Annotated in this window: 19 protein-coding genes; 6 read left to right on the top strand and 13 right to left on the bottom strand. The window is 62.0% G+C overall.

Translation table 11 applies throughout. The annotated features are described in order from the left end of the window. Positions 1 to 250 precede the first annotated feature (250 nt). From leuS to HNO86_RS12020, 5 genes are all read left to right on the top strand, one after another. Entirely contained in the window at positions 251 to 2,857 is a 2,607-nt protein-coding gene (gene leuS, locus HNO86_RS12040; RefSeq protein ID WP_175377175.1) for a leucine--tRNA ligase, read from the top strand. 88 nt (positions 2,858 to 2,945) lie between these two features. Beyond that, positions 2,946 to 3,551, top strand: a complete 606-nt coding sequence (lptE, locus tag HNO86_RS12035; RefSeq protein ID WP_175377174.1) for an LPS assembly lipoprotein LptE — start codon at positions 2,946 to 2,948, stop codon at positions 3,549 to 3,551. A gap of 39 nt (positions 3,552 to 3,590) precedes the next feature. Continuing rightward, entirely contained in the window at positions 3,591 to 4,628 is a 1,038-nt protein-coding gene (holA, locus tag HNO86_RS12030) for a DNA polymerase III subunit delta (RefSeq protein WP_175377173.1), read from the top strand. 112 nt (positions 4,629 to 4,740) lie between these two features. Then, positions 4,741 to 4,905, top strand: a complete 165-nt coding sequence (arfA, locus tag HNO86_RS12025) for an alternative ribosome rescue factor ArfA (protein WP_175377172.1) — start codon at positions 4,741 to 4,743, stop codon at positions 4,903 to 4,905. Positions 4,906 to 4,968: 63 nt separating this feature from the next. Further along, a complete protein-coding gene (locus HNO86_RS12020; protein ID WP_175377171.1) occupies positions 4,969 to 6,291 on the top strand; it encodes a lytic murein transglycosylase in 1,323 nt (440 codons plus the stop codon). Between the two features lie 75 nt (positions 6,292 to 6,366). On the opposite strand, the gene HNO86_RS12015 is transcribed toward HNO86_RS12020, so the two are convergent. From HNO86_RS12015 to HNO86_RS11955, 13 genes are all read right to left on the bottom strand, one after another. Continuing rightward, a complete protein-coding gene (locus HNO86_RS12015; protein WP_175377170.1) occupies positions 6,367 to 7,320 on the bottom strand; it encodes an LD-carboxypeptidase in 954 nt (317 codons plus the stop codon). 138 nt (positions 7,321 to 7,458) lie between these two features. Further along, complete coding sequence (lipA, locus tag HNO86_RS12010; protein ID WP_175377200.1) at positions 7,459 to 8,457, bottom strand: lipoyl synthase; 999 nt, start codon at positions 8,455 to 8,457, stop codon at positions 7,459 to 7,461. A 25-nt stretch (positions 8,458 to 8,482) separates the two neighbouring features. Beyond that, positions 8,483 to 9,130, bottom strand: coding sequence for a lipoyl(octanoyl) transferase LipB (gene lipB / locus HNO86_RS12005; RefSeq protein ID WP_175377169.1), 648 nt, complete (start codon positions 9,128 to 9,130; stop codon positions 8,483 to 8,485). Continuing rightward, positions 9,130 to 9,405, bottom strand: a complete 276-nt coding sequence (locus HNO86_RS12000) for a DUF493 domain-containing protein (protein WP_175377168.1) — start codon at positions 9,403 to 9,405, stop codon at positions 9,130 to 9,132. Before HNO86_RS12000 ends, lipB begins: the two co-directional genes overlap by 1 nt. Before the next feature lie 84 nt (positions 9,406 to 9,489). After that, positions 9,490 to 10,647: a D-alanyl-D-alanine carboxypeptidase family protein gene (locus HNO86_RS11995; protein ID WP_175377167.1), complete on the bottom strand. Its 1,158-nt coding sequence runs from the start codon at positions 10,645 to 10,647 to the stop codon at positions 9,490 to 9,492. 187 nt (positions 10,648 to 10,834) lie between these two features. Next, on the bottom strand, positions 10,835 to 11,845 hold the full coding sequence (locus HNO86_RS11990) for a septal ring lytic transglycosylase RlpA family protein (protein ID WP_175377166.1): 1,011 nt from the start codon (positions 11,843 to 11,845) through the stop codon (positions 10,835 to 10,837). Continuing rightward, the gene (gene mltB, locus HNO86_RS11985) at positions 11,845 to 12,855 is read right to left on the bottom strand and encodes a lytic murein transglycosylase B (RefSeq protein WP_175377165.1); all 1,011 of its coding nucleotides are present in this window, start codon (positions 12,853 to 12,855) and stop codon (positions 11,845 to 11,847) included. The genes HNO86_RS11990 and mltB overlap by 1 nt, the downstream gene beginning before the upstream one ends. 17 nt (positions 12,856 to 12,872) lie before the next feature. Further along, positions 12,873 to 13,976, bottom strand: coding sequence for a rod shape-determining protein RodA (rodA, locus tag HNO86_RS11980; protein ID WP_175377199.1), 1,104 nt, complete (start codon positions 13,974 to 13,976; stop codon positions 12,873 to 12,875). 31 nt (positions 13,977 to 14,007) lie between these two features. Further along, a complete protein-coding gene (mrdA, locus tag HNO86_RS11975) occupies positions 14,008 to 15,903 on the bottom strand; it encodes a penicillin-binding protein 2 (RefSeq protein WP_175377164.1) in 1,896 nt (631 codons plus the stop codon). A gap of 12 nt (positions 15,904 to 15,915) precedes the next feature. Beyond that, the gene (gene rlmH / locus HNO86_RS11970; RefSeq protein WP_110965050.1) at positions 15,916 to 16,383 is read right to left on the bottom strand and encodes a 23S rRNA (pseudouridine(1915)-N(3))-methyltransferase RlmH; all 468 of its coding nucleotides are present in this window, start codon (positions 16,381 to 16,383) and stop codon (positions 15,916 to 15,918) included. A 10-nt stretch (positions 16,384 to 16,393) separates the two neighbouring features. Beyond that, the gene (rsfS, locus tag HNO86_RS11965) at positions 16,394 to 16,888 is read right to left on the bottom strand and encodes a ribosome silencing factor (RefSeq protein ID WP_175377163.1); all 495 of its coding nucleotides are present in this window, start codon (positions 16,886 to 16,888) and stop codon (positions 16,394 to 16,396) included. Between the two features lie 72 nt (positions 16,889 to 16,960). Next, positions 16,961 to 17,650, bottom strand: coding sequence for a nicotinate-nucleotide adenylyltransferase (gene nadD / locus HNO86_RS11960; RefSeq protein ID WP_175377162.1), 690 nt, complete (start codon positions 17,648 to 17,650; stop codon positions 16,961 to 16,963). Between the two features lies 1 nt (position 17,651). After that, on the bottom strand, positions 17,652 to 18,923 hold the full coding sequence (locus HNO86_RS11955) for a glutamate-5-semialdehyde dehydrogenase (protein ID WP_175377161.1): 1,272 nt from the start codon (positions 18,921 to 18,923) through the stop codon (positions 17,652 to 17,654). A gap of 189 nt (positions 18,924 to 19,112) precedes the next feature. On the opposite strand from HNO86_RS11955, the gene HNO86_RS11950 reads away from it, so the two are divergent. Beyond that, positions 19,113 to 19,811, top strand: a complete 699-nt coding sequence (locus tag HNO86_RS11950) for a DNA-3-methyladenine glycosylase (RefSeq protein WP_175377160.1) — start codon at positions 19,113 to 19,115, stop codon at positions 19,809 to 19,811. Positions 19,812 to 19,855: the final 44 nt, after the last annotated feature.

The raw sequence follows: 19,855 nt of genomic DNA, 5'->3' as shown, positions 1-19,855 counted from the left end.
CCAAATAAGAGCTTAGCTTCCATGCACAAACCGGCTGAACGCCGCGACCAACGGCCCTCGCAGCGGTTTTGGCAAGACGCGCGGCAGCAATCAGGGTTTCCCTCGGCAGAGTGCGGTCATGTATGCTACGGCGCTTCCTGTAACTCCACTTCCAGCTCGGCTGGACATCGAAATCGCCGTATCGGCGCCTTCACCGTCCAGCGTTGCATTGAAGAGGATTGGGCCACCCCTATTCAGTTCAAAAGTAGCCATGCACGAACAATATCAGCCCCGTGAAATCGAAGCCGCCGCCCAGTCGTTCTGGGACGAGCAAAAGTCCTTTGAAGTCAGTGAACAGCCAGGCAAGGAAACCTACTACTGCCTGTCGATGTTCCCTTACCCCAGCGGCAAGCTACACATGGGGCACGTGCGCAACTACACCATCGGCGACGTGATCTCCCGCTACCAGCGCATGCAAGGCAAGAACGTCCTGCAACCCATGGGTTGGGACGCCTTCGGCATGCCGGCGGAAAACGCCGCGATGAAGAACAACGTGGCGCCCGCCAAGTGGACCTACGAAAACATCGCCTACATGAAATCCCAGCTGCGCAGCCTGGGCCTGGCGGTGGACTGGTCCCGCGAAGTGACCACCTGCAAGCCCGATTACTACCGCTGGGAACAATGGCTGTTCACCCGCCTGTTCGAAAAGGGTGTGATCTACCGCAAGAACGGCACCGTGAACTGGGACCCGATCGACCAGACCGTACTGGCCAACGAGCAGGTGATCGACGGTCGCGGCTGGCGTTCCGGCGCGCTGATCGAGAAGCGCGAAATCCCGATGTACTACTTCAAGATCACCGCCTACGCGGATGAGCTGCTGGAGAGCCTCGACGAACTGGATGGCTGGCCTGAACAGGTCAAGACCATGCAGCGCAACTGGATCGGCAAGTCCCGCGGCATGGAAGTGCAGTTCCCGTATAACGTCGACTCCATCGGCGAAAGCGGCACCCTGAAAGTCTTCACCACCCGTCCGGATACCCTGATGGGCGCGACCTATGTCGCCGTGGCCGCCGAGCACCACCTGGCCACCCTGGCGGCGCAGAACAATCCCGAGCTGCAAGCGTTCATCGCCGAATGCAAGAGCGGCAGCGTCGCCGAAGCCGACGTCGCCACCCAGGAGAAAAGAGGCCTGCCGACCGGCCTGTTCGTCGAGCACCCGCTGACTGGCGAAAAACTGCCGGTCTGGGTCGCCAACTACGTGCTGATGCATTACGGCGACGGCGCGGTAATGGCTGTACCGGCCCACGACGAGCGCGATTTCGAATTCGCCCACAAGTACAACCTGCCGGTCAAATCCGTGGTGCGTACCAGCTCCGGCGAGACCAACCCTGCCCCGTGGCAGGAGGCTTACGGCGAGCACGGCACGCTGATCAACTCCGGCGAATTCGACGGCCTGGACTTCGCCGGCGCCTTCGACGCCATCGAAGTCGCCCTGATCAAGAAAAACCTCGGCGCCTCGCGCACCCAGTTCCGCCTGCGCGACTGGGGCATCAGCCGCCAGCGTTACTGGGGCTGCCCGATCCCGATCATCCACTGCGCCAGCTGTGGCGACGTGCCGGTGCCGGAAGATCAATTGCCAGTCGTGCTGCCGGAAGACGTGGTGCCGGACGGCGCCGGCTCGCCGCTGGCGCGCATGCCCGAGTTCTACGAGTGCACCTGCCCGAAATGCGGCCAGCCTGCCAAGCGTGAAACCGACACCATGGACACCTTCGTCGAGTCCTCGTGGTATTACGCCCGCTATGCCTCGCCGAAGTACGAGGGCGGCCTGGTGGAAAAAGCCGCGGCCGACCACTGGCTGCCGGTGGATCAGTACATCGGCGGTATCGAACACGCCATTCTCCACCTGCTCTACGCGCGCTTCTTCCACAAGCTGATGCGCGACGAAGGGCTGGTGAGCTCCAACGAGCCATTCAAGAACCTGCTGACCCAGGGCATGGTGGTCGCCGAGACTTACTACCGTCGCGAAGCCAACGGCGCCTACACCTGGTTCAACCCGGCGGACGTCGAACTCGAGCGCGACAGCAAGGCCAAGGTCATCAGCGCCAAGCTGAAAGCCGACGGCTTGCCGGTGGAAATCGGCGGCACCGAAAAGATGGCCAAGTCGAAGAACAACGGCGTCGACCCACAGTCGATGATCGACCAGTTCGGCGCGGACACCTGCCGCCTGTTCATGATGTTCGCCTCGCCGCCTGACATGAGCGCCGAATGGTCCGACTCCGGCGTTGAAGGTTCGCACCGCTTCCTCAAGCGCGTCTGGCGTCTGGCCCAGGCCCACGTCACCCAGGGCCTGCCGGGCAAACTGGACGTCGCGAGCCTTTCCGACGAGCAGAAAGCCATTCGCCGTTCGATCCACCTGGCCATCAAGCAGGCCAGCCACGACGTCGGCCAGAACCACAAATTCAACACCGCCATCGCCCAGGTGATGACGCTGATGAACGTGCTGGAAAAAGCCGCGCAAGCGACCGAGCAGGATCGCGCTTTGGTTCAGGAAGGCCTGGAAGCCGTGACCCTGCTGCTGGCGCCGATCACCCCGCACATCAGCCATGAACTGTGGCATCGCCTGGGCCATGCAGGTGCCGTGATCGACGCCGCCTGGCCGGCCGTCGACGACAGCGCCCTGGTGCAGGACAGCCTGCAACTGGTCATCCAGGTGAACGGCAAGCTGCGCGGTCAGATCGACATGCCTGCCAGCGCCACCCGCGAAGAAATCGAAGCCGCCGCCCGCGCCAACGAAAACGTGCTGCGTTTCGTCGACGGTCTGACGATTCGCAAAGTGATCGTGGTACCGGGCAAACTGGTCAACATCGTCGCCAGCTAATTGGATCAGGCGCCGGGTCATGCCCGGCGCCGAGTAAAACCTTTCGGGCCGCTTGAACGGCCCACATGGTTTCAAGGGGAGCAACACAATGATCAAACGCAACTTGCTGGTGATGGGCCTCGCAGTCCTGCTGAGCGCCTGCGGTTTCCAGCTGCGCGGCACCGGCACCACCGAACTGGCGATCAAGGAACTCGACGTCAGCGCGCGCAACTCCTATGGCGAAACCGTGACGCAACTGCGTCAGGTACTCGATAGCAGCGGCGTCAAGGTCTACACCGGCGCACCCTACAAGCTGGTGCTGACGGACGAGCAGGAAACCCAGCGCATCCTCAGCTATGCAGGGGCTGGTCGTACCGGCGAATATCAACTGAACACCACGCTCAACTACAGCATCCTCAGCCAGGGCAACCTGTCGTTGATCAATGACAAGCTCGAAGTGGAAAAGGTCTTCATCCACGACGGCAACAACCTGGTGGGCTCCGACCAGGAAGCCGCCGACGCCCGCAAGGAAATGCGTCGTGAACTGGTACAACGCATGATGCTGCGCCTGCAGCAGATCACGCCGACCCAGTTGCAACAGTTGCAGCAGACCGCCGAAGCCCGCGCCAAGGCAGAAGCCGCGGCACTGGAAGCGGCGCAGAAGGCTGAAGCGGAAACCCCGCGTCAGTCGCCTATCGAAATCCCGCAGCAGTAAGACTTACGGGGCGCTCAGGCGCCCCGTTCGCCCTCTCTTATGAAGCTCGCTCCCGCCCAACTCGCCAAGCACCTGCAAGGCAGCCTCGCGCCGGTCTACGTCATCAGTGGCGATGATCCACTGCTGTGCCAGGAGGCCGCTGACGCCATCCGCTCCGCCGCTCGTCAGCAGGGCTTCGATGAACGCCAGGTGTTTGCCGCCGACGCCAATTTCGACTGGGGAACGCTGTTGCTCGCCGGGGCCAGCATGTCGCTGTTCGCCGAAAAGCGCCTGCTGGAACTGCGCCTGCCCTCCGGCAAGCCCGGTGACAAGGGCGCTGCCGCGCTCATCGAATACTGCTCGCGCCCGGCCGAAGACACGGTACTGCTGATCAGCCTGCCGAAACTCGACGGCAGTGCGCAGAAAACCAAGTGGGGCAAGGCGCTGGTCGAAGGCCAGCAGACCCAGTTCGTGCAGATATGGCCGGTGGATGCCAGCCAGTTGCCGAGCTGGATCCGTCAGCGTCTGTCCCAGGCCGGACTGTCCGCCAGCCAGGACGCGGTCGAACTGATCGCTGCGCGGGTCGAAGGCAACCTGCTGGCCGCCGCCCAAGAGATCGAAAAGCTCAAGTTGATGGCCGAAGGCGGTCAGATCACCATCGAAACCGTGCAGGCGGCGGTCGCCGACAGCGCGCGCTTCGATGTCTTCGGGCTGACCGATGCGATTCTCAACGGCGAGGCGTCCCATGCCCTGCGCATGCTCGAAGGCTTGCGGGGCGAAGGCGTCGAGCCACCGGTGATTCTCTGGGCCCTGTCTCGGGAATTGCGCCTGCTGGCCAACATTGCCCTGCAATACAGCCAGGGCACGCCGCTGGACAAGGCATTCAGCCAGGCCAGGCCACCGGTGTGGGACAAGCGCAAACCGCTGATGAGCAAGGCCCTGCAACGCTATTCAGCTCCACGCTGGGCGCAGTTGCTGCTCGAAGCGCAGCGTATCGACGCGCAAATCAAGGGCCAGGCGGCGGGCTCGCCGTGGATGAGCCTGAGTCGCTTGACGCTGTTGATGGCCGGTCAGCGGCTGCCGTTGCCTGCCGAATAAGCGTTCCGCGGTCTTTTTCCTACAAATCACGCCTGCATTTGCACTATGGACATCCGTCCCATTTCGGCCGAATATTTGCCGCGCAAAAAACACCCACTCGCGAGCATCCATCATGAGCAAAAAGCCAGCAAAGCATGGCCCCAACAAGGCCAAATCCATCATCGCCCAGCCACTGTTCCGTAGCCGCCAGGAACGCCCCGGCAAGGGCAAAGGCAGCTACCGTCGCGAAGCCTTCCGGTCTGATAACCGGGAGGCTTTTTACTTTCTGGCGGCCTGAAACGGCAAGCATCCGCTCAACATGTTAAGGTCTGCACCTGATTCGAATTCCCTGGACCCGTGCATGCCCCTTAGTCTTTCCCGTCGTTGGCACCTTCGCCAATTGATCGCTGCCTCCAGCCTCATTTTGCTAGTCGCCTGTGCGGAAAAACCGACCGCCGCCGACGCACAGCAGCTTCAGACGCCTGCTCTGGCCACTGCTCCGGCCATCGTTGCACCCGTGGTTCCGAGCGGTGAAAACCTCGATATCCAGCCGACCCAGACTTTCGCCGAATGGCAGGCAGGTTTCCGCAAGGACGCCCTGGCCGCCGGGATTCGCGCCGATCTGTTCGACCGCGCCTTCGCCAACGTCAGCTTCGACCCCAGCGTGATCCGTGCCGATCGCAGCCAGCCCGAGTTCACCCGCCCGGTGTGGGAGTACCTCGATGGCGCGCTTTCACCGTTGCGGATTCGCAAGGGTCAGTCGCTGCTCAGCCAGTACGATGGCATCCTGCAGAGCATCGAACAGCGCTACGGCGTTGACCGTGAAGCCCTGGTCGCCGTGTGGGGCATGGAAAGCAATTTCGGCCAGTTCCAGGGCAACAAATCAGTGATCAACTCGCTGGCGACCCTGGCCTACGAAGGCCGCCGCCCGGGCTTTGCCCACGCGCAATTGATCGCCGCGCTGCAGATTTTGCAACAGGGTGATATCGAACCCGAGAAGATGCTCGGTTCCTGGGCCGGCGCCATGGGCCAGACCCAGTTCATCCCGACCACCTACAACACCCACGCCGTGGACTTCGATGGCGATGGTCGCCGCGACATCTGGGGCAGCTCCGCCGATGCCCTGGCCTCGACCGCGCACTACCTGCAAAGCTCCGGCTGGCAGAGAGGCCAGCCGTGGGGCTTTGAAGTGCAATTGCCGGGCGGCTTCAACTATTTGCTGGCCGACGGCACGATTCGCAAAAGCGTCGCCGAATGGCGCCAGCTGGGTGTAATCCCGCCCAATGGCGGCCAGGTTCCGCCAGGCTCGGAGCAACTGTCCGCGGCTCTGCTGCTGCCGGCCGGCTATCGTGGCCCGGCGTTCCTGGTGCTCGACAACTTCCGGGCCATCCTCAAGTACAACAATTCGTCGTCCTACGCGCTGGGCGTCGGCCTGTTGTCTCAGCGCTTCCATGGTGCGGGTCTGATCAGCGGCACCTGGCCGAAGGATGACTTGCCGTTGAGCCGTACCGAGCGAATGGAACTGCAAAGCCTGCTGAGTGCCCAGAATTACGACGCGGGCACCGCGGACGGAATCATCGGCGCCAACACCCGAAAGGCGATCCGCAGCGCGCAGCAGTCGTTTGGCTGGCCGGCGGATGGGTATCCGACGCACAAGTTGCTGGAAGGTTTGCGTAACCGCTAAAAAGCTTCGCGGGCAAGCCTCGCTCCTACAGGTCGATGAGCACCTGCAGGAGCGAGGCTTGTCCGCGAAGACGTACTATCTGACGCTGACGACCACATCCTGCTCCAACACCAATTCCTGCTTCCCGACATCCAGCCTGACCAGCGCCCCCATCGGCAACGTCAAGTTCGGATCGCAATGCCCGCTGCGCCATCCAGACAACACCGGGATCCGCAACGGTTCGAATGTCTGCTTGAGTAACCGCTCCAGCGCCGGCACCTCCACACCCGCTACATCCCCCACCAGAACCCCGCGCAGCTTGCCGAGAGTGCCCGCCAGACGCAGATGGGTCAGCAGTCGGTCGACGCGGTACAGCGGCTCGTTGATGTCCTCGATCAACAGGATGACGCCTTCGGCATCGATCTCGTAAGGCGTGCCCATGGTCGCCGCGATCATCGACAGATTGCCCCCCAGCAAGCGCCCGTGGGCGATGCCTGGCTCGATGGTCGTCAAGGGATAGGCCTCAGGGTGGGCCAGCACACTGCCCGCCTTCACCTGCCCGCGCAGCATGTTGAAAAACGATGACTCGGTGGGCTTGCGCTTGTCACCCAGCAAATCGGCATTGAGCAGCGGGCCATGGAATGTCACAAAGCCTGAGTATCGACTGATCGCCAGATGCAGCGCGGTGATGTCGCTGTAGCCGATGAAGGGCTTGGCGTTGTTGCGCAGCAGTTCGAAGTCGAGGCGATCGAGCAAGCGTGGAGTGCCATAGCCACCGCGAAGGCAGATGATGGCGTCGACCTCGTTGTCGGCGAACGCCGCGTGCAGATCATTGAGGCGCACCTCGTCACTGCCGGCCAGGTAGCCATCCTTCTCGTAGACACCCGGAAAAATCTTCAGCGAATAACCGCGGGCGCGCATCCATTGCACGGCTTTGTCGGTGTCCAGCGGGGCCGGGCCTGCGGGCGCGATGACGCCGATCAGCCCTTGCGACGGCAGTGCCGGGACGGGTGAGTGAGGACGAAGGGTGTGGACAGGTCTAGCGGTCACCATGAATCTCCCTGGGTAAAACATCAACACAGTAGTCAGGAACGAGGACAAACAGAAGAAGCTTCATCACTTTAGGCCAGCCGAAAAAAAGCCCGCAAGACTCAAAGCCTTGCGGGCTTTTTCAATACGACCCGGCTATCAGGACGAAATCAGCTCGGCCTTGACCAGCTTCGCCTGTTCGTCAGCGTGGTACGAGGAACGTACCAGCGGACCGGAAGCGACGTTCTTGAAGCCCATTTTGTAACCTTCCTCGGCGAACCAGGCGAAGGTGTCCGGGTGCACGAAACGCTGCACCGGCAAGTGGCTGCGGGACGGTTGCAGGTACTGGCCCAGGGTCAGCATATCGATGTCGTGTTCGCGCATGCGCTTCATGACTTCGATCACTTCGTCGTCGGTCTCGCCCAGACCCAACATCAAGCCGGATTTGGTCGGAATGTGCGGCATCATCTGCTTGAAGCGTTGCAGCAGGGTCAGCGACCACTGGTAGTCCGAACCCGGACGCGCAGCCTTGTACAAGCGCGGCACGGTTTCCAGGTTGTGGTTGAACACATCCGGCGGCTCGGCCGCGGTGATTTCCAGCGCGATGTCCATGCGGCCGCGGTAGTCCGGCACCAGGGTTTCGAGCTGCACGTTCGGCGACAGCTTGCGGATTTCACGGATGCAGTCGGCGAAGTGCTGGGCACCGCCGTCGCGCAGGTCGTCGCGGTCCACCGAGGTGATCACCACGTACTTCAGGCGCAGGTCAGCGATGGCGATGGCCAGGCTTTCCGGCTCGTTGACGTCCAGCGGCTTCGGACGACCGTGGCCAACGTCGCAGAACGGGCAGCGACGGGTGCAGATGTCACCCATGATCATGAAGGTCGCGGTGCCGCCGGAGAAGCACTCGCCCAGGTTCGGGCAGGACGCTTCTTCGCACACGCTGTGCAGCTTGTGTTTGCGCAGCAGGGATTTGATGCGGTCGACTTCCGGCGACACCGGGATGCGCACGCGAATCCAGTCAGGCTTCTTCGGCAGTTCGGTGGTCGGAATGATCTTTACCGGAATGCGTGCAACCTTCTCGGCGCCGCGCAGCTTGACGCCGGCTTCAACCTTGGGACGCGGGGCCGGGCGCTCGGAAACGTCGAGCGTCGGGATCATGGTTTGCACTGCATCAGTAGTCATATCAGTCGATTCCGCCCGTGAGGGTCGTCTGCTCAGCATAGTCGAGGTGTTTGACGAGCTGCGCACGCAGCCGGGCACTTACCTCGGCAAATTCAATCGATCCTGCGTGATCGCTCAGCTGGGTCATCGCCAGCCCGGCGTAGCCGCAGGGATTAATCCGTCGAAACGGTTCCAGGTTCATGTCCACGTTCAGGGCCAGGCCGTGAAAGGAACAACCATGGCGGATCCGCAGACCCAGAGACGCGATTTTCGCTCCGTCGACATAGACACCCGGCGCATCGGGCTTGGCCGCGGCCGTCACGCCATAACTGGCGAGCAGCTCGATCAGGCACGATTCCATGCGAGTCACCAGATCACGCACGCCGAAACCCAGCTTGCGCACATCCAGCAACAGGTAGACCACCAGTTGCCCGGGGCCGTGATACGTCACCTGGCCGCCACGATCGACCTGCACCACCGGAATATCGCCCGGCAGTAACAGATGCTCGGCCTTGCCGGCCTGGCCCTGGGTGAAAACCGGCGGGTGTTCGACCAGCCAGATCTCGTCGGCGGCATCACTGCCGCGTTCGTTGGTAAAGCGTTGCATGGCATGCCAGACCGGCTCGTAAGCCATCTGACCGAGCTCGCGAAAGCCCAATGTCGCGGACATCACAGCACCATGTGCACGAAGCCGGTAGCCCGCAGTTCGCTGTTGATGTTGTACAGCTGGTCCTGATCGGTGGCGACGATGTGCAACTGAATCGTGGTGTACTTGCCGTTGCTGCTTTGACGCTCGTCCACGCGCTCATCATTGATCTTTGCGTGTTTGCGGACGATGTCGATGATCTTGTCCTTGTTGCCCACACCCGTGTCGCTGATCACCTTAACCGGGTAATCGTTGGCCGGGAATTCGATCTTGGGAGCCTTTACATCTGTATCGGTCATGGCGTAACGGCCTCGTAAGCGTAAGCCGTGGCGACGGGCAAAGCCCCGCGCCGGATGAGCGCGGGGCTTTGCAGGTGCACACTATCAGTTGAACAAGCCGTAGAAGAATAGACGGATGCTATCCCACATGCGACGGAAGATACCACCCTCTTCGACGCCGTCCAGAGCGATCAGATCGGCGCTGTGCACTACCTTGTCGTCCAGTTTGACTTCGACTTTGCCGATCACGTCGCCCTTGGCGATTGGCGCAACCAGTTGCGGGTTCATGGTCATGCTGGCGGCGAGCTTTTTCAGCTGGCCCTTCGGCAGGGTCATGGTCAGGTCTTCAGCCAGACCGGCTTTGACCTGGCTGGTAGCGCCCTTCCACACAGGGGCCTGAGCCAGCTCGGTGCCTTTCTGATAGAAGGTCTGGGTTTCGAAGAAACGGAAGCCGTAAGTCAGCAGTTTCTGGGTTTCAGCGGCACGGGCCACTTCGCTGTTGGTACCGAAGACCACGGCGATCAGCCGCATGCCGTCACGTACGGCCGAGGACACCATGCAGTAGCCGGCTTCTTCGGTGTGACCGGTTTTCAGACCGTCGACGGTCTTGTCACGCCACAGCAGCAGGTTGCGGTTGGGTTGCTTGATGCCGTTCCAGAAGAACTCTTTCTGCGAGTAGATCGCGTAGTGAGCCGGGTCTTCATGGATGATCGCGCGAGCCAGCACCGCCATGTCGTGAGCCGACGAGTAGTGCTCAGGGTTCGGCAGGCCGGTCGGGTTCATGAAGTGGCTGTTGGTCATGCCCAGGTCGGCGACAGTCTTGTTCATCAGGTCGGCGAACGCGTCTTCGCTGCCGGCGATGTGCTCGGACAGCGCAACGCTGGCGTCGTTGCCCGATTGGATGATGATGCCGTGCAGCAGGTCGCTGACGGTCACCTGGGAGCCGACCTTGATGAACATCCGCGAACCGCCGGTACGCCAGGCGTTTTCGCTGACGGTCACCGGATCGTTCTCGCCGATCTGACCACGACGGATTTCCAGCGTCGCGATGTACGCGGTCATCAGCTTGGTCAGGCTGGCTGGTGGCAGACGCTGGTCACCATTGTTCTCGACCAGAACGTTGCCGCTGCTGGCGTCCATGAGCACATAGGCCTTGGCGGCCAGTTGCGGTGGCGACGGCATCATCTCGGCCGCGAACGCGGCAGGTGAGAGGAGCAGCGGGACTAGAAGGCACAGGCGTTTGGCAAAGGTGGTGATGTTCATCCGTCTCTCGAAATCGCTAATGGAAACTTGCCCTGGGGCAAAACTAATCAGATGGCCTTCTAATCGGGCCATCGCGTGTTCAGTTGCTCACTCCAAGTCACCCTTTGCCGGGCTTTTGTTCTTCGACGAGCCAACAACCTGGTCCATCTCGCAAACCGCGGATGAACCGTCAATCAAGTCCTACGTTTTACTCGGTGACCACACTTGGCGAACCAAGGTTGGCCAGGCGCACGCTGTTCTGCACTTGCTGGATTTCACCCGGCGAACCGATCGGCCCCAGGCGCACCCGATGCAGCGTCTGCTGGTTGCGCACGATCGAACTGATGAACACCGGAGCGCTCACCATCCCGCTGAGTTTCGACCTCAGGAGTTCTGCAGCGTCCGGGTTGGCGAACGCGCCCACCTGCAGATACTGGCCAGAGGCTTGTGCAGAAGCGTTTTTTTTTGCGTCCGCAAGTTGTACTGGTACAACGGCGGCGGCATGTTGCTGCGGCGGTGGCGTCCATTGCTCGACGCTGCCGGCCGAAGCCGTGATCACCGGCGCGCTATTCTGCGCGACTTGCGGCTCGTTGAGCATTAAAGGCGCCGGACGGCCTTTGGCGGCCCACCATTGTTGTGGATCGATGCCTTCGACCTTGACCCGCGCGGTGCCGATTTCGGCATAACCGAGCTTTTTGGCGGCGGCATAGGACAGGTCGATGATCCGGTCGGAGTAGAACGGCCCGCGGTCGTTGACCCGCAGGATCACGCTCTTGTTGTTGTCCAGGTTGGTCACCCGCACGTAACTCGGCAGTGGCAGGGTCTTGTGGGCGGCACTCATGCCGTACAAGTCATAGACCTCACCGTTGGCGGTGTTCTGACCATGGAACTTGGTGCCGTACCAGGACGCCGTGCCCGAAGCCACGTAGGACTTGGATTCCTGCATCGGGAAATAGGTCTTGCCCAGCACGGTGTAGGGGTTGGCCTTGTAGGGACCGGTGTGCAGGGTCGGCGTGGCATCCGGGATGCGCGAGACGTCGACGTCCCACCAGGGCGCGCCATCCTTGTGGGCGCGATTGATGTCCAGCCCCGGCGCGGAACGCACGGCGGTGGAGGATTTCTGCGTCGGCGAACGACTGGTCGAACAACTGGCGACCAGCACTGCCAACGTGGCAAATGCCATCAGCTTCAGGGGTTTACTCATAGGCAATGCCCGCATTACTTGACGCCCCGTGCTTGGACCAGCTGTTCAGACAGTTGATGTACGGCCATGGCGTACATCACGCTGCGGTTATAACGCGTGATTGCGTAAAAATTCTTCAGGCCCATCCAGTATTCGGGGCCATTGTCGCCTTCCAGGCGAAAAGCGGTAACCGGCATATCATCGCGCAGCGCATCATGACTTGACCAGCCCAGCGCCCGCAACTCTCCAACGGTTTTGGTGGGCTCGATGCCGGTGGTCAAACCCTCGTCCACCTGATCGCCGCGTACATCGGCGCGACTGACCACCGGCTCACCGGCGACCCAACCGTGACGTTTGAAGTAACTGGCAACACTCCCGATCGCGTCATCCGGGTTGTTCCAGATATTGATGTGGCCGTCACCGTCGAAATCCACAGCGTAGGCGCGAAAGCTGCTGGGCATGAACTGCGGCAGGCCCATGGCGCCGGCGTAGGAACCCTTGAGCGTCAGCGGATCAACCTGCTCTTCCCGGGCCAGCAACAGGAACTCGCGCAACTCCTTGCGGAAGAATTCGGCACGGGGAGGATAGTCGAAACCCAGGGTCGACAAGGCATCGATGACGCGGAAGTTGCCGGTATTGCGACCGAAAAAGGTCTCAACGCCAATGATCGAGACAATTACCTGCGCCGGCACGCCATATTCCTGCTCGGCACGGGCCAGCACCGCTTCGTGCTGACGCCAGAAATCCACACCGCGGGCGATGCGCGCGTCGGTGATGAACATCGGGCGATATTCGTTCCACTGCTTGACCCGCTCGGCGGGCTTGGAAATCGCATCCAGAATCGACTGTTTGCGCTCGACTTCGCGGAACACGCCCATCAGTTGTTCGCCGGCGAAACCGTAGTCGCGGGTCATTTCACCCACGAACTCGGCCACCTGGGGCGAACCTTCGTAATCGCCGGCCAACGCTTCCTGCGCGCTGCCTAGGATGCTTACCAGACCGACCCACGGCGCATATCGAGTCGCCCAGCCACGCATTACCTGCATTGAACTCTTCACCTTATTCAAACCTGCGCGATCCACTTGCGGTGGGTATGGATCGACATCAAAACCCCAAACGCTGACAGCAGCGTCACCAGCGAAGTTCCTCCGTAGCTAATGAACGGCAACGGCACCCCCACCACCGGCAACAGGCCACTGACCATGCCGATGTTGACGAAAACATAAACAAAGAACGTCATGGTCAAGGCGCCGGCCAGCAGCTTGCCGAATAGGGTCTGGGCCTGGGCGGTAATCACCAGCCCCCGACCGATCAGCAACAGATAGATCAGCAACAGCGCGCAGATCCCCACCAGACCGAACTCCTCGCCCATGACCGCAATGATGAAGTCGGTGTGGCTTTCCGGCAGGAAATCCAGGTGCGACTGGGTGCCCAGCAGCCAGCCCTTGCCGAACACGCCACCAGAGCCGATGGCCGCCTTGGACTGGATGATGTTCCAGCCGGTGCCCAGCGGATCGCTTTCCGGATCGAGGAACGTCAGGATCCGCTGCTTCTGGTAGTCGTGCATGATGAAGAACCACATGGCAATGGCCACGGGCACGGCGGCGGCGAGCACGCTGAGAATCCAGCGCCAGCGCAGCCCGCCCATGAACAGCACGAACGCGCCGCCGGCCAGAATCAGCAGCGAGGTGCCGAGGTCCGGCTGGCGCACGATCAGGATGAACGGAATGCCGATCAGCATCAGGCTGACGCCCACATGCTTGAGTTGCGGCGGCAAGGTGCGTTTGGACAGATACCAGGCAATGGTTGCCGGCATCAGGATCTTCATGAATTCCGAGGGCTGGAAGCGGATGACCCCGGGAATGTTGATCCAGCGGGTGGCACCCATGGCGTTGTGGCCCATGATGTCCACCACCAGCAGCAGCATCACGCCTACCACGTAACCCAGCGGCACCCAACGGGCCATGAAACGCGGCTCGAACTGGGCGATGACGATCATCGAGACCAGGCCGATGCCAAAGGAAGTGGCCTGTTTGGCCAGCAGATCCCAGCTCTTGCCACTGGCCGAATACAGCACGAACAGGCTGCCGGCGGCGAGGGTCAGCAGCAGGATCAGCAGCGGACCATCGATATGCATGCGTTGCAGCAGCGTCGCGCGGCGGCGCATCACATCCTCGCTGGAGAGCATGCGATCAAAGTTATTCATCACGGGCGGTGGCCTCCGCGCTATTGGGGCTTGCGTATTCGGCCTTGAGGCGACCGTTCTGATCCAGCAACCAGGCGTCCATGACCTGACGCACGACCGGGGCTGCGACGCCAGAACCGGACTCACCGTTCTCGACCATCACCGACACCACGATCGCCGGATCGTCGGCAGGCGCGAAGCCCACGAACAAGGCGTGGTCGCGATGGCGTTCCTGGACTTTCGAGCGGTCGTACTTCTCACCCTGCTTGATCGCGACCACCTGGGCCGTACCGGACTTGCCGGCGATGCGGTATTGCGCACCGATCGAAGCCTTGCGCGCCGTACCGCGGGCGCCGTGCATGACCTGCTGCATGCCGTGGTTGACCTTGGTCCAGTCGGACGGGTCGCGCAGGACGATGTCCGGCATCGGATTGTGATCCACCGGTTTCTCGCCTTCGATGGTCTTGGCCAGGTGCGGGCGGTTCCAGATGCCTTTGTTGGCCACCAGCGCCGTGGCCTGGGCCAGTTGCAACGGAGTCGACTGCATGTAGCCCTGGCCGATCCCGAGAATCAGTGTTTCACCCGGGAACCACGCCTGACGGCGGGTCGCGCGCTTCCACTCGCGGGACGGCATCAGCCCCGGCGATTCTTCGAACATGTCCAGGGAGACTTTCTGACCGATGCCGAACTTGGTCATGTAGGCCGACAACCGATCGATCCCCAGCTTGTGGGCCAGATCGTAGAAGTAGGTGTCGTTGGAACGCATGATCGCGGTGTCGAGGTCGACGAAACCGTCACCGGTGCGGTTCCAGTTACGGTATTTGTGATCGTAGTTGGGCAGCATGTAGTAGCCCGGGTCGAACACGCGGCTCGAGGCGGTCACTACGCCGGCGTCCAGGCCGGCAATCGCCACGGCGGGCTTGATGGTCGAACCTGGCGGGTACAGACCGCGCAGCACGCGGTTGAACAGCGGCCGGTCGATGGAATCGCGCAGTTCGGAATAGGCCTTGAAGCTGATGCCGGTGACGAACAGGTTCGGGTCGAAACTCGGCTGGCTGACCATCGCCAGCACTTCGCCGGTTTTCGGGTCCAGCGCCACCACCGCGCCACGACGACCGCCGAGGGCGGCTTCCGCGGCTTCCTGCAACTTGATGTCCAGGCTCAGGACGATGTCCTTGCCGGGTATCGGGTCGGTGCGCTTGAGCACCCGCAGCACGCGGCCCCGGGCGTTGGTCTCGACTTCCTCGTAACCCACCTGGCCGTGCAATTCCGGCTCGTAGAACCGCTCGATGCCGGTCTTGCCGATGTGGTGGGTGCCGCTGTAATTGACCGGATCGAGGGTTTTCAGCTCTTTCTCGTTGATCCGCCCCATGTAGCCCACCGAGTGCGCAAAGTGCGCGCCCTGTGGATAGTGACGAACCAGTTGCGCGACCACTTCCACCCCCGGCAGGCGGAACTGGTTGACGGCGATGCGGGCGATCTGTTCTTCAGTCAGCTCGAACAGGATCGGTACCGGCTCGAATGGCCGGCGCCCCTGACGCATGCGTTTCTCGAAGATCACCCGGTCCTCGGGCGTCAGCTCCAGCACCTCGACGATCACGTCGAGCACCTGCTGCCAGTCCCCCGAACGTTCGCGGGTCATGCTCAGACTGAAGCTGGGACGGTTGTCGGCAATCACCACGCCATTGCGGTCGAAAATCAACCCGCGGGTCGGCGGGATCGGCTGCACATGGACGCGGTTGTTTTCCGACAGGGTCGAGTGATAGTCGTACTGGATCACCTGCAGGAAATACAGGCGCGCAATCAGCACGCCAATCAGCGCCACGACCGCAATGGCCCCGAACACGACGCGGCCACGCACCAGACGGGCGTCTTTTTCGTGGTCCTTGATGCGGATCGGCTGGGTCATGGGGAGGCAGGACTACTTGTGATAAGGGTGGCCGGACAGCACAGTCCAGGCGCGATACAGCTGTTCACCGATCAGGATGCGCACCAGCGGGTGCGGCAACGTCAGTGGCGAGAGCGACCAGCGCTGATCGGCGCGGGCACAGACTTCAGGCGCCAGCCCTTCCGGGCCGCCGACCATGAAATTGACCGTGCGCGAATCCAGCCGCCAGCGATCGAGTTCGACCGCCAGTTGCTCGGTGCTCCAGGGCTTGCCGTGGACTTCGAGGGTGACGACACGCTCGTTCTGCCCGACCTTGGCCAGCATGGCTTCGCCTTCCTGACGGATGAAGCGCGCCACGTCGGCGTTCTTGCCACGGGTATTGAGCGGAATTTCCACCAGTTCCAGCGCCAGCTCGGACGGAAGACGCTTGGCATACTCATGCCAGCCTTCTTCCACCCATTTGGGCATGCGGGAACCGACGGCGATCAGTCGCAGTCGCACAGCGCTACCCTTACTGCTGGTCTTTGTTGAGCTTGGCGAAATGCTCGTGGGTGTTTTCCGGGCTGTGGTGCTTGGCGTCTGCCGCACGGCTCTGCTCGGCACCGGCCCACAGGCGCTCCAGGTCGTAGAACTGGCGAGCCGAGGCGGTCATCATGTGCACGATCACGAGGTCCAGGTCCAGCAGTACCCAGTCGCTGTCGCCCTTGCCTTCTTCACCCAGCGGACGGGCGCCTTTCTTTTTGACTTCTTCGCGAACCTTTTCCAGCATCGCGTTGATCTGGCGATTGGAGGTACCGGTGGCGATGATCATGTAGTCGGTGATGCTTTGCTTGTCGCGAACATCGATGACCTGGATGTCCTGCGCCTTGACGTCTTCCAGGGCTGCAACGGCAACCTTGACCAGCTCGTCACCGTTGAGCGGCTCGTTGGTGGCAACCGGCTCAGGCAGCGGGGCACTCTTGAATGTGCCTTTGCGCTTAACTTTGTTTACGTCGTTGTTGGTCATATAAAACTCGTTTTGCTCATGTATTCGGCGGCTTGGCGACACGTTGGTCCGTATCAGTGAAGCACGCCTTGTTCAGTTCGACGCACGGTACAGACCGTGCGCATCGATGTAGGCCAGGACCGCGTCGGGCACCAGGAAACGTACCGACTTACCGCTGGCCAGCAGTTGACGGATCTGGGTGGCGGATACCGCGAGCGGCGTCTGCCAGACGAATGCAATCTGTCCGCTCGGCCCCTTGAGGGCCAGCGGGTCGCTCACCGAGCGCGCCGCCAGCAGGTTGCGCAGGGCATCCGGCGGCTCGCTGTCGGCATCCGGGCGTTGCAACACCAGGATGTGGCAATGCTGGAGCAACTCTTCCCAGCGATGCCAGGTGGGCAGGCCGCAAAAAGCGTCCCAGCCCAAAAGCAGAAAAACCTGGTCATCCGCGGCGAGTTCCGCACGCATCAGTTCCAGGGTATCGATGGTCCAGGACGGTTTGTCCCGCTGCAATTCGCGGGCATCCACAACCAGCGGCGCCACACCGGCCACCGCGCACTCGACCATCGCCAGACGGTCTTTCGCCGACACCTGCGGCGTATCCCGATGAGGCGGCCTGGCACTGGGTGTCAGGCGCAGCTCGTCGAGCGCCAGGGATTCGGCGACTTCCAGCGCACCACGCAAATGGCCGATGTGCACCGGGTCGAACGTTCCGCCCAGTACGCCGATGCGTCTGGGTTCAGGCGCGCTGGCAGTGTCCGGGGCTGACGGGTCGAGGTCGCCCAAGTCAGGCCGGCTCCTGTCCGCGCAACTGGCCATCACCGACCACGATGTACTTCTCGCAGGTCAGACCTTCGAGACCCACCGGTCCGCGGGCGTGCAGCTTATCAGTAGAAATGCCGATCTCGGCACCCAATCCGTATTCGAAGCCGTCGGCAAAACAGGTCGGGGTGTTGATCATCACCGACGACGAATCGACCTCGGCCACGAACTGCCGGGTTTCGCCCTGATGTTCGCTGACGATCGAATCGGTGTGGTGGGAGCCGTAATGGTTGATGTGTTCGATGGCCTGTTCCACTCCGTCGACCACGCGGATCGACAGGATCGGCGCCAGATACTCGGTGTTCCAGTCTTCTTCGGTGGCCGGCAGCGCGTCGATGATCGCCCGGGTGCGCTCGCAGCCACGCAACTCGACGCCTTTTTCGCGGAACTGGGCCGCCATCGCTGGCAGGAAATCTTTGGCAACCATTTGATCGACCAGCAACGTCTCCATCGCTCCGCAAATGCCATAGCGGTAAGTCTTGGCGTTGAAAGCGATCCGCTGGGCCTTTGCCAGGTCGGCGTGGGCACTGACGTAGACGTGGCAGATGCCGTCCAGGTGTTTGATCACCGGCACACGGGCATCGCGGCTGATGCGTTCGATCAGGCCACGGCCGCCACGGGGCACGATGACATCGACGTATTCAGGCATGGCGATGAGCGCGCCAACGGCAGCCCGGTCAGTGGTTTCGACCACTTGCACCACCGCCGCCGGCAGATCGGCTTCGTCCAGGCCGCGCTGGATGCAGGCAGCGATCGCGCGGTTGGAATGAATGGCTTCGGAGCCGCCACGCAAGATGGTCGCGTTCCCGGACTTCAGGCACAGGCTGGCGGCGTCGATGGTCACGTTCGGCCGGGATTCGTAAATGATCCCGATCACGCCCAGCGGCACGCGCATCTTGCCGACCTGAATCCCCGACGGCCGGTAGCTCATGTCGCGGATCGCGCCGACCGGGTCCGGCAATGCCGCCACCTGGCGCAGGCCCACGATCATGCCGTCGATTCGCGCAGGCGTCAGCGACAGACGCTCGAGCAGCGCCGGCTCCAGACCGTTGGCGCGACCGGCCGCCAGATCCAGCTCATTGGCAGCGGTCAGCTCGGCGCGGGCAGCGTCCAGCGCGTTGGCGGCGGCTTGCAGCGCGCGATTCTTCTGCGCGGTGCTGGCACGGCCGATGACGCGGGACGCCTGGCGGGCAGCGCGACCCAGGCGGGTCATGTAGTCAAGAACGGACTCAGTCATGGTCTGGCGTGGTCTTTGAAAAGGGCTTGGTAAAGAATAAAGCGGCAGATTATAGCTGTCGTGACTCCCGACTAACAGCGGTGACGGGCGGATGGTCGAAATGGAGTTGGATTTGCCGACGTTCAGCCGGGATTAAGCCGCAAATTGTTATCATCCACGTTCTTTCAGCCCTGATTAAGGCCGTTCATCATGACCGACCTGACTGTTCGAGCCTCCGCAACGCGCCTGCCCACGGGCCTTGCGGACGCGTTTTTCGACCGTGACCCGCAAATTCTCGCCCGCGCTCTGCTGGGCAAAGTCATTCGTCATCGCGTCGGTGACCTGTGGCTCAGCGCCCGAATCATCGAGACCGAAGCCTATTACCTTGCCGAAAAAGGCAGCCACGCCTCCCTCGGTTACACGGAAAAGCGTAAGGCTTTGTTTCTAGATGGCGGGCACATCTATATGTACTACTCCCGTGGCGGCGACTCCCTGAACTTCAGCGCTCAAGGGCCGGGTAATGCGGTCTTGATCAAATCCGCCTACCCGTGGGTCGACGAACTGAGTGGACCGGCGAGCCTGGCGCAGATGCTGCTCAACAACCCCGACGCCCAGGGCCGCCCGCGCCCGTCGCAGAAGCTCTGCGCGGGGCAAACCCTGCTGTGCAAATCCCTGGGCTTGAAGGTGCCGGTCTGGGACGCCAAGCGCTTCGATCATGAAGTGCTGCTGGTGGAAGACGTCGGCCAGACGCCCGCCCATGTCATCCAGACCACGCGCCTGGGCATCCCCCATGGGCGTGACGAACATCTGATGTACCGTTTCGTCGATGCGGCCTATGCAGCCTGGTGCACGCGCAACCCGCTGCGACGGGGGCAGGTCGAAGGACGTGATTATTTCGTGCTGACCTGAATCGAACAAAAATCCCTGTAGGAGCCGAGCTTGCTCGCGAAAGC

The sequence above is a fragment of the Pseudomonas sp. C1C7 genome (assembly GCF_013359595.1).
In the GTDB taxonomy this organism is placed as follows: Bacteria; Pseudomonadota; Gammaproteobacteria; order Pseudomonadales; family Pseudomonadaceae; genus Aquipseudomonas.
The sequence above is the reverse complement of the archived record's forward strand: the minus strand, read 5'-3'. Positions and strand labels throughout refer to the sequence as shown.

Bases quoted from the DNA above. Each gene is read 5' to 3' on its own strand.
- mrdA (WP_175377164.1), bottom strand. From the start codon at position 15,903: ATGACCCAGCCGATCCGCATCAAGGACCACGAAAAAGACGCCCGTCTG.
- HNO86_RS12000 (WP_175377168.1), bottom strand. From the start codon at position 9,405: ATGACCGATACAGATGTAAAGGCTCCCAAGATCGAATTCCCGGCCAAC.
- lipA (WP_175377200.1), bottom strand. From the start codon at position 8,457: ATGATCCCGACGCTCGACGTTTCCGAGCGCCCGGCCCCGCGTCCCAAG.
- rodA (WP_175377199.1), bottom strand. From the start codon at position 13,976: ATGCGCCGCCGCGCGACGCTGCTGCAACGCATGCATATCGATGGTCCG.
- lipB (WP_175377169.1), bottom strand. From the start codon at position 9,130: ATGTCCGCGACATTGGGCTTTCGCGAGCTCGGTCAGATGGCTTACGAG.
- lptE (WP_175377174.1), top strand. From the start codon at position 2,946: ATGATCAAACGCAACTTGCTGGTGATGGGCCTCGCAGTCCTGCTGAGC.
- HNO86_RS11995 (WP_175377167.1), bottom strand. From the start codon at position 10,647: ATGAACATCACCACCTTTGCCAAACGCCTGTGCCTTCTAGTCCCGCTG.
- HNO86_RS11950 (WP_175377160.1), top strand. From the start codon at position 19,113: ATGACCGACCTGACTGTTCGAGCCTCCGCAACGCGCCTGCCCACGGGC.
- rsfS (WP_175377163.1), bottom strand. From the start codon at position 16,888: ATGACCAACAACGACGTAAACAAAGTTAAGCGCAAAGGCACATTCAAG.
- HNO86_RS12020 (WP_175377171.1), top strand. From the start codon at position 4,969: ATGCCCCTTAGTCTTTCCCGTCGTTGGCACCTTCGCCAATTGATCGCT.
- arfA (WP_175377172.1), top strand. From the start codon at position 4,741: ATGAGCAAAAAGCCAGCAAAGCATGGCCCCAACAAGGCCAAATCCATC.
- leuS (WP_175377175.1), top strand. From the start codon at position 251: ATGCACGAACAATATCAGCCCCGTGAAATCGAAGCCGCCGCCCAGTCG.
- holA (WP_175377173.1), top strand. From the start codon at position 3,591: ATGAAGCTCGCTCCCGCCCAACTCGCCAAGCACCTGCAAGGCAGCCTC.
- HNO86_RS11990 (WP_175377166.1), bottom strand. From the start codon at position 11,845: ATGCGGGCATTGCCTATGAGTAAACCCCTGAAGCTGATGGCATTTGCC.
- mltB (WP_175377165.1), bottom strand. From the start codon at position 12,855: ATGCAGGTAATGCGTGGCTGGGCGACTCGATATGCGCCGTGGGTCGGT.
- HNO86_RS11955 (WP_175377161.1), bottom strand. From the start codon at position 18,923: ATGACTGAGTCCGTTCTTGACTACATGACCCGCCTGGGTCGCGCTGCC.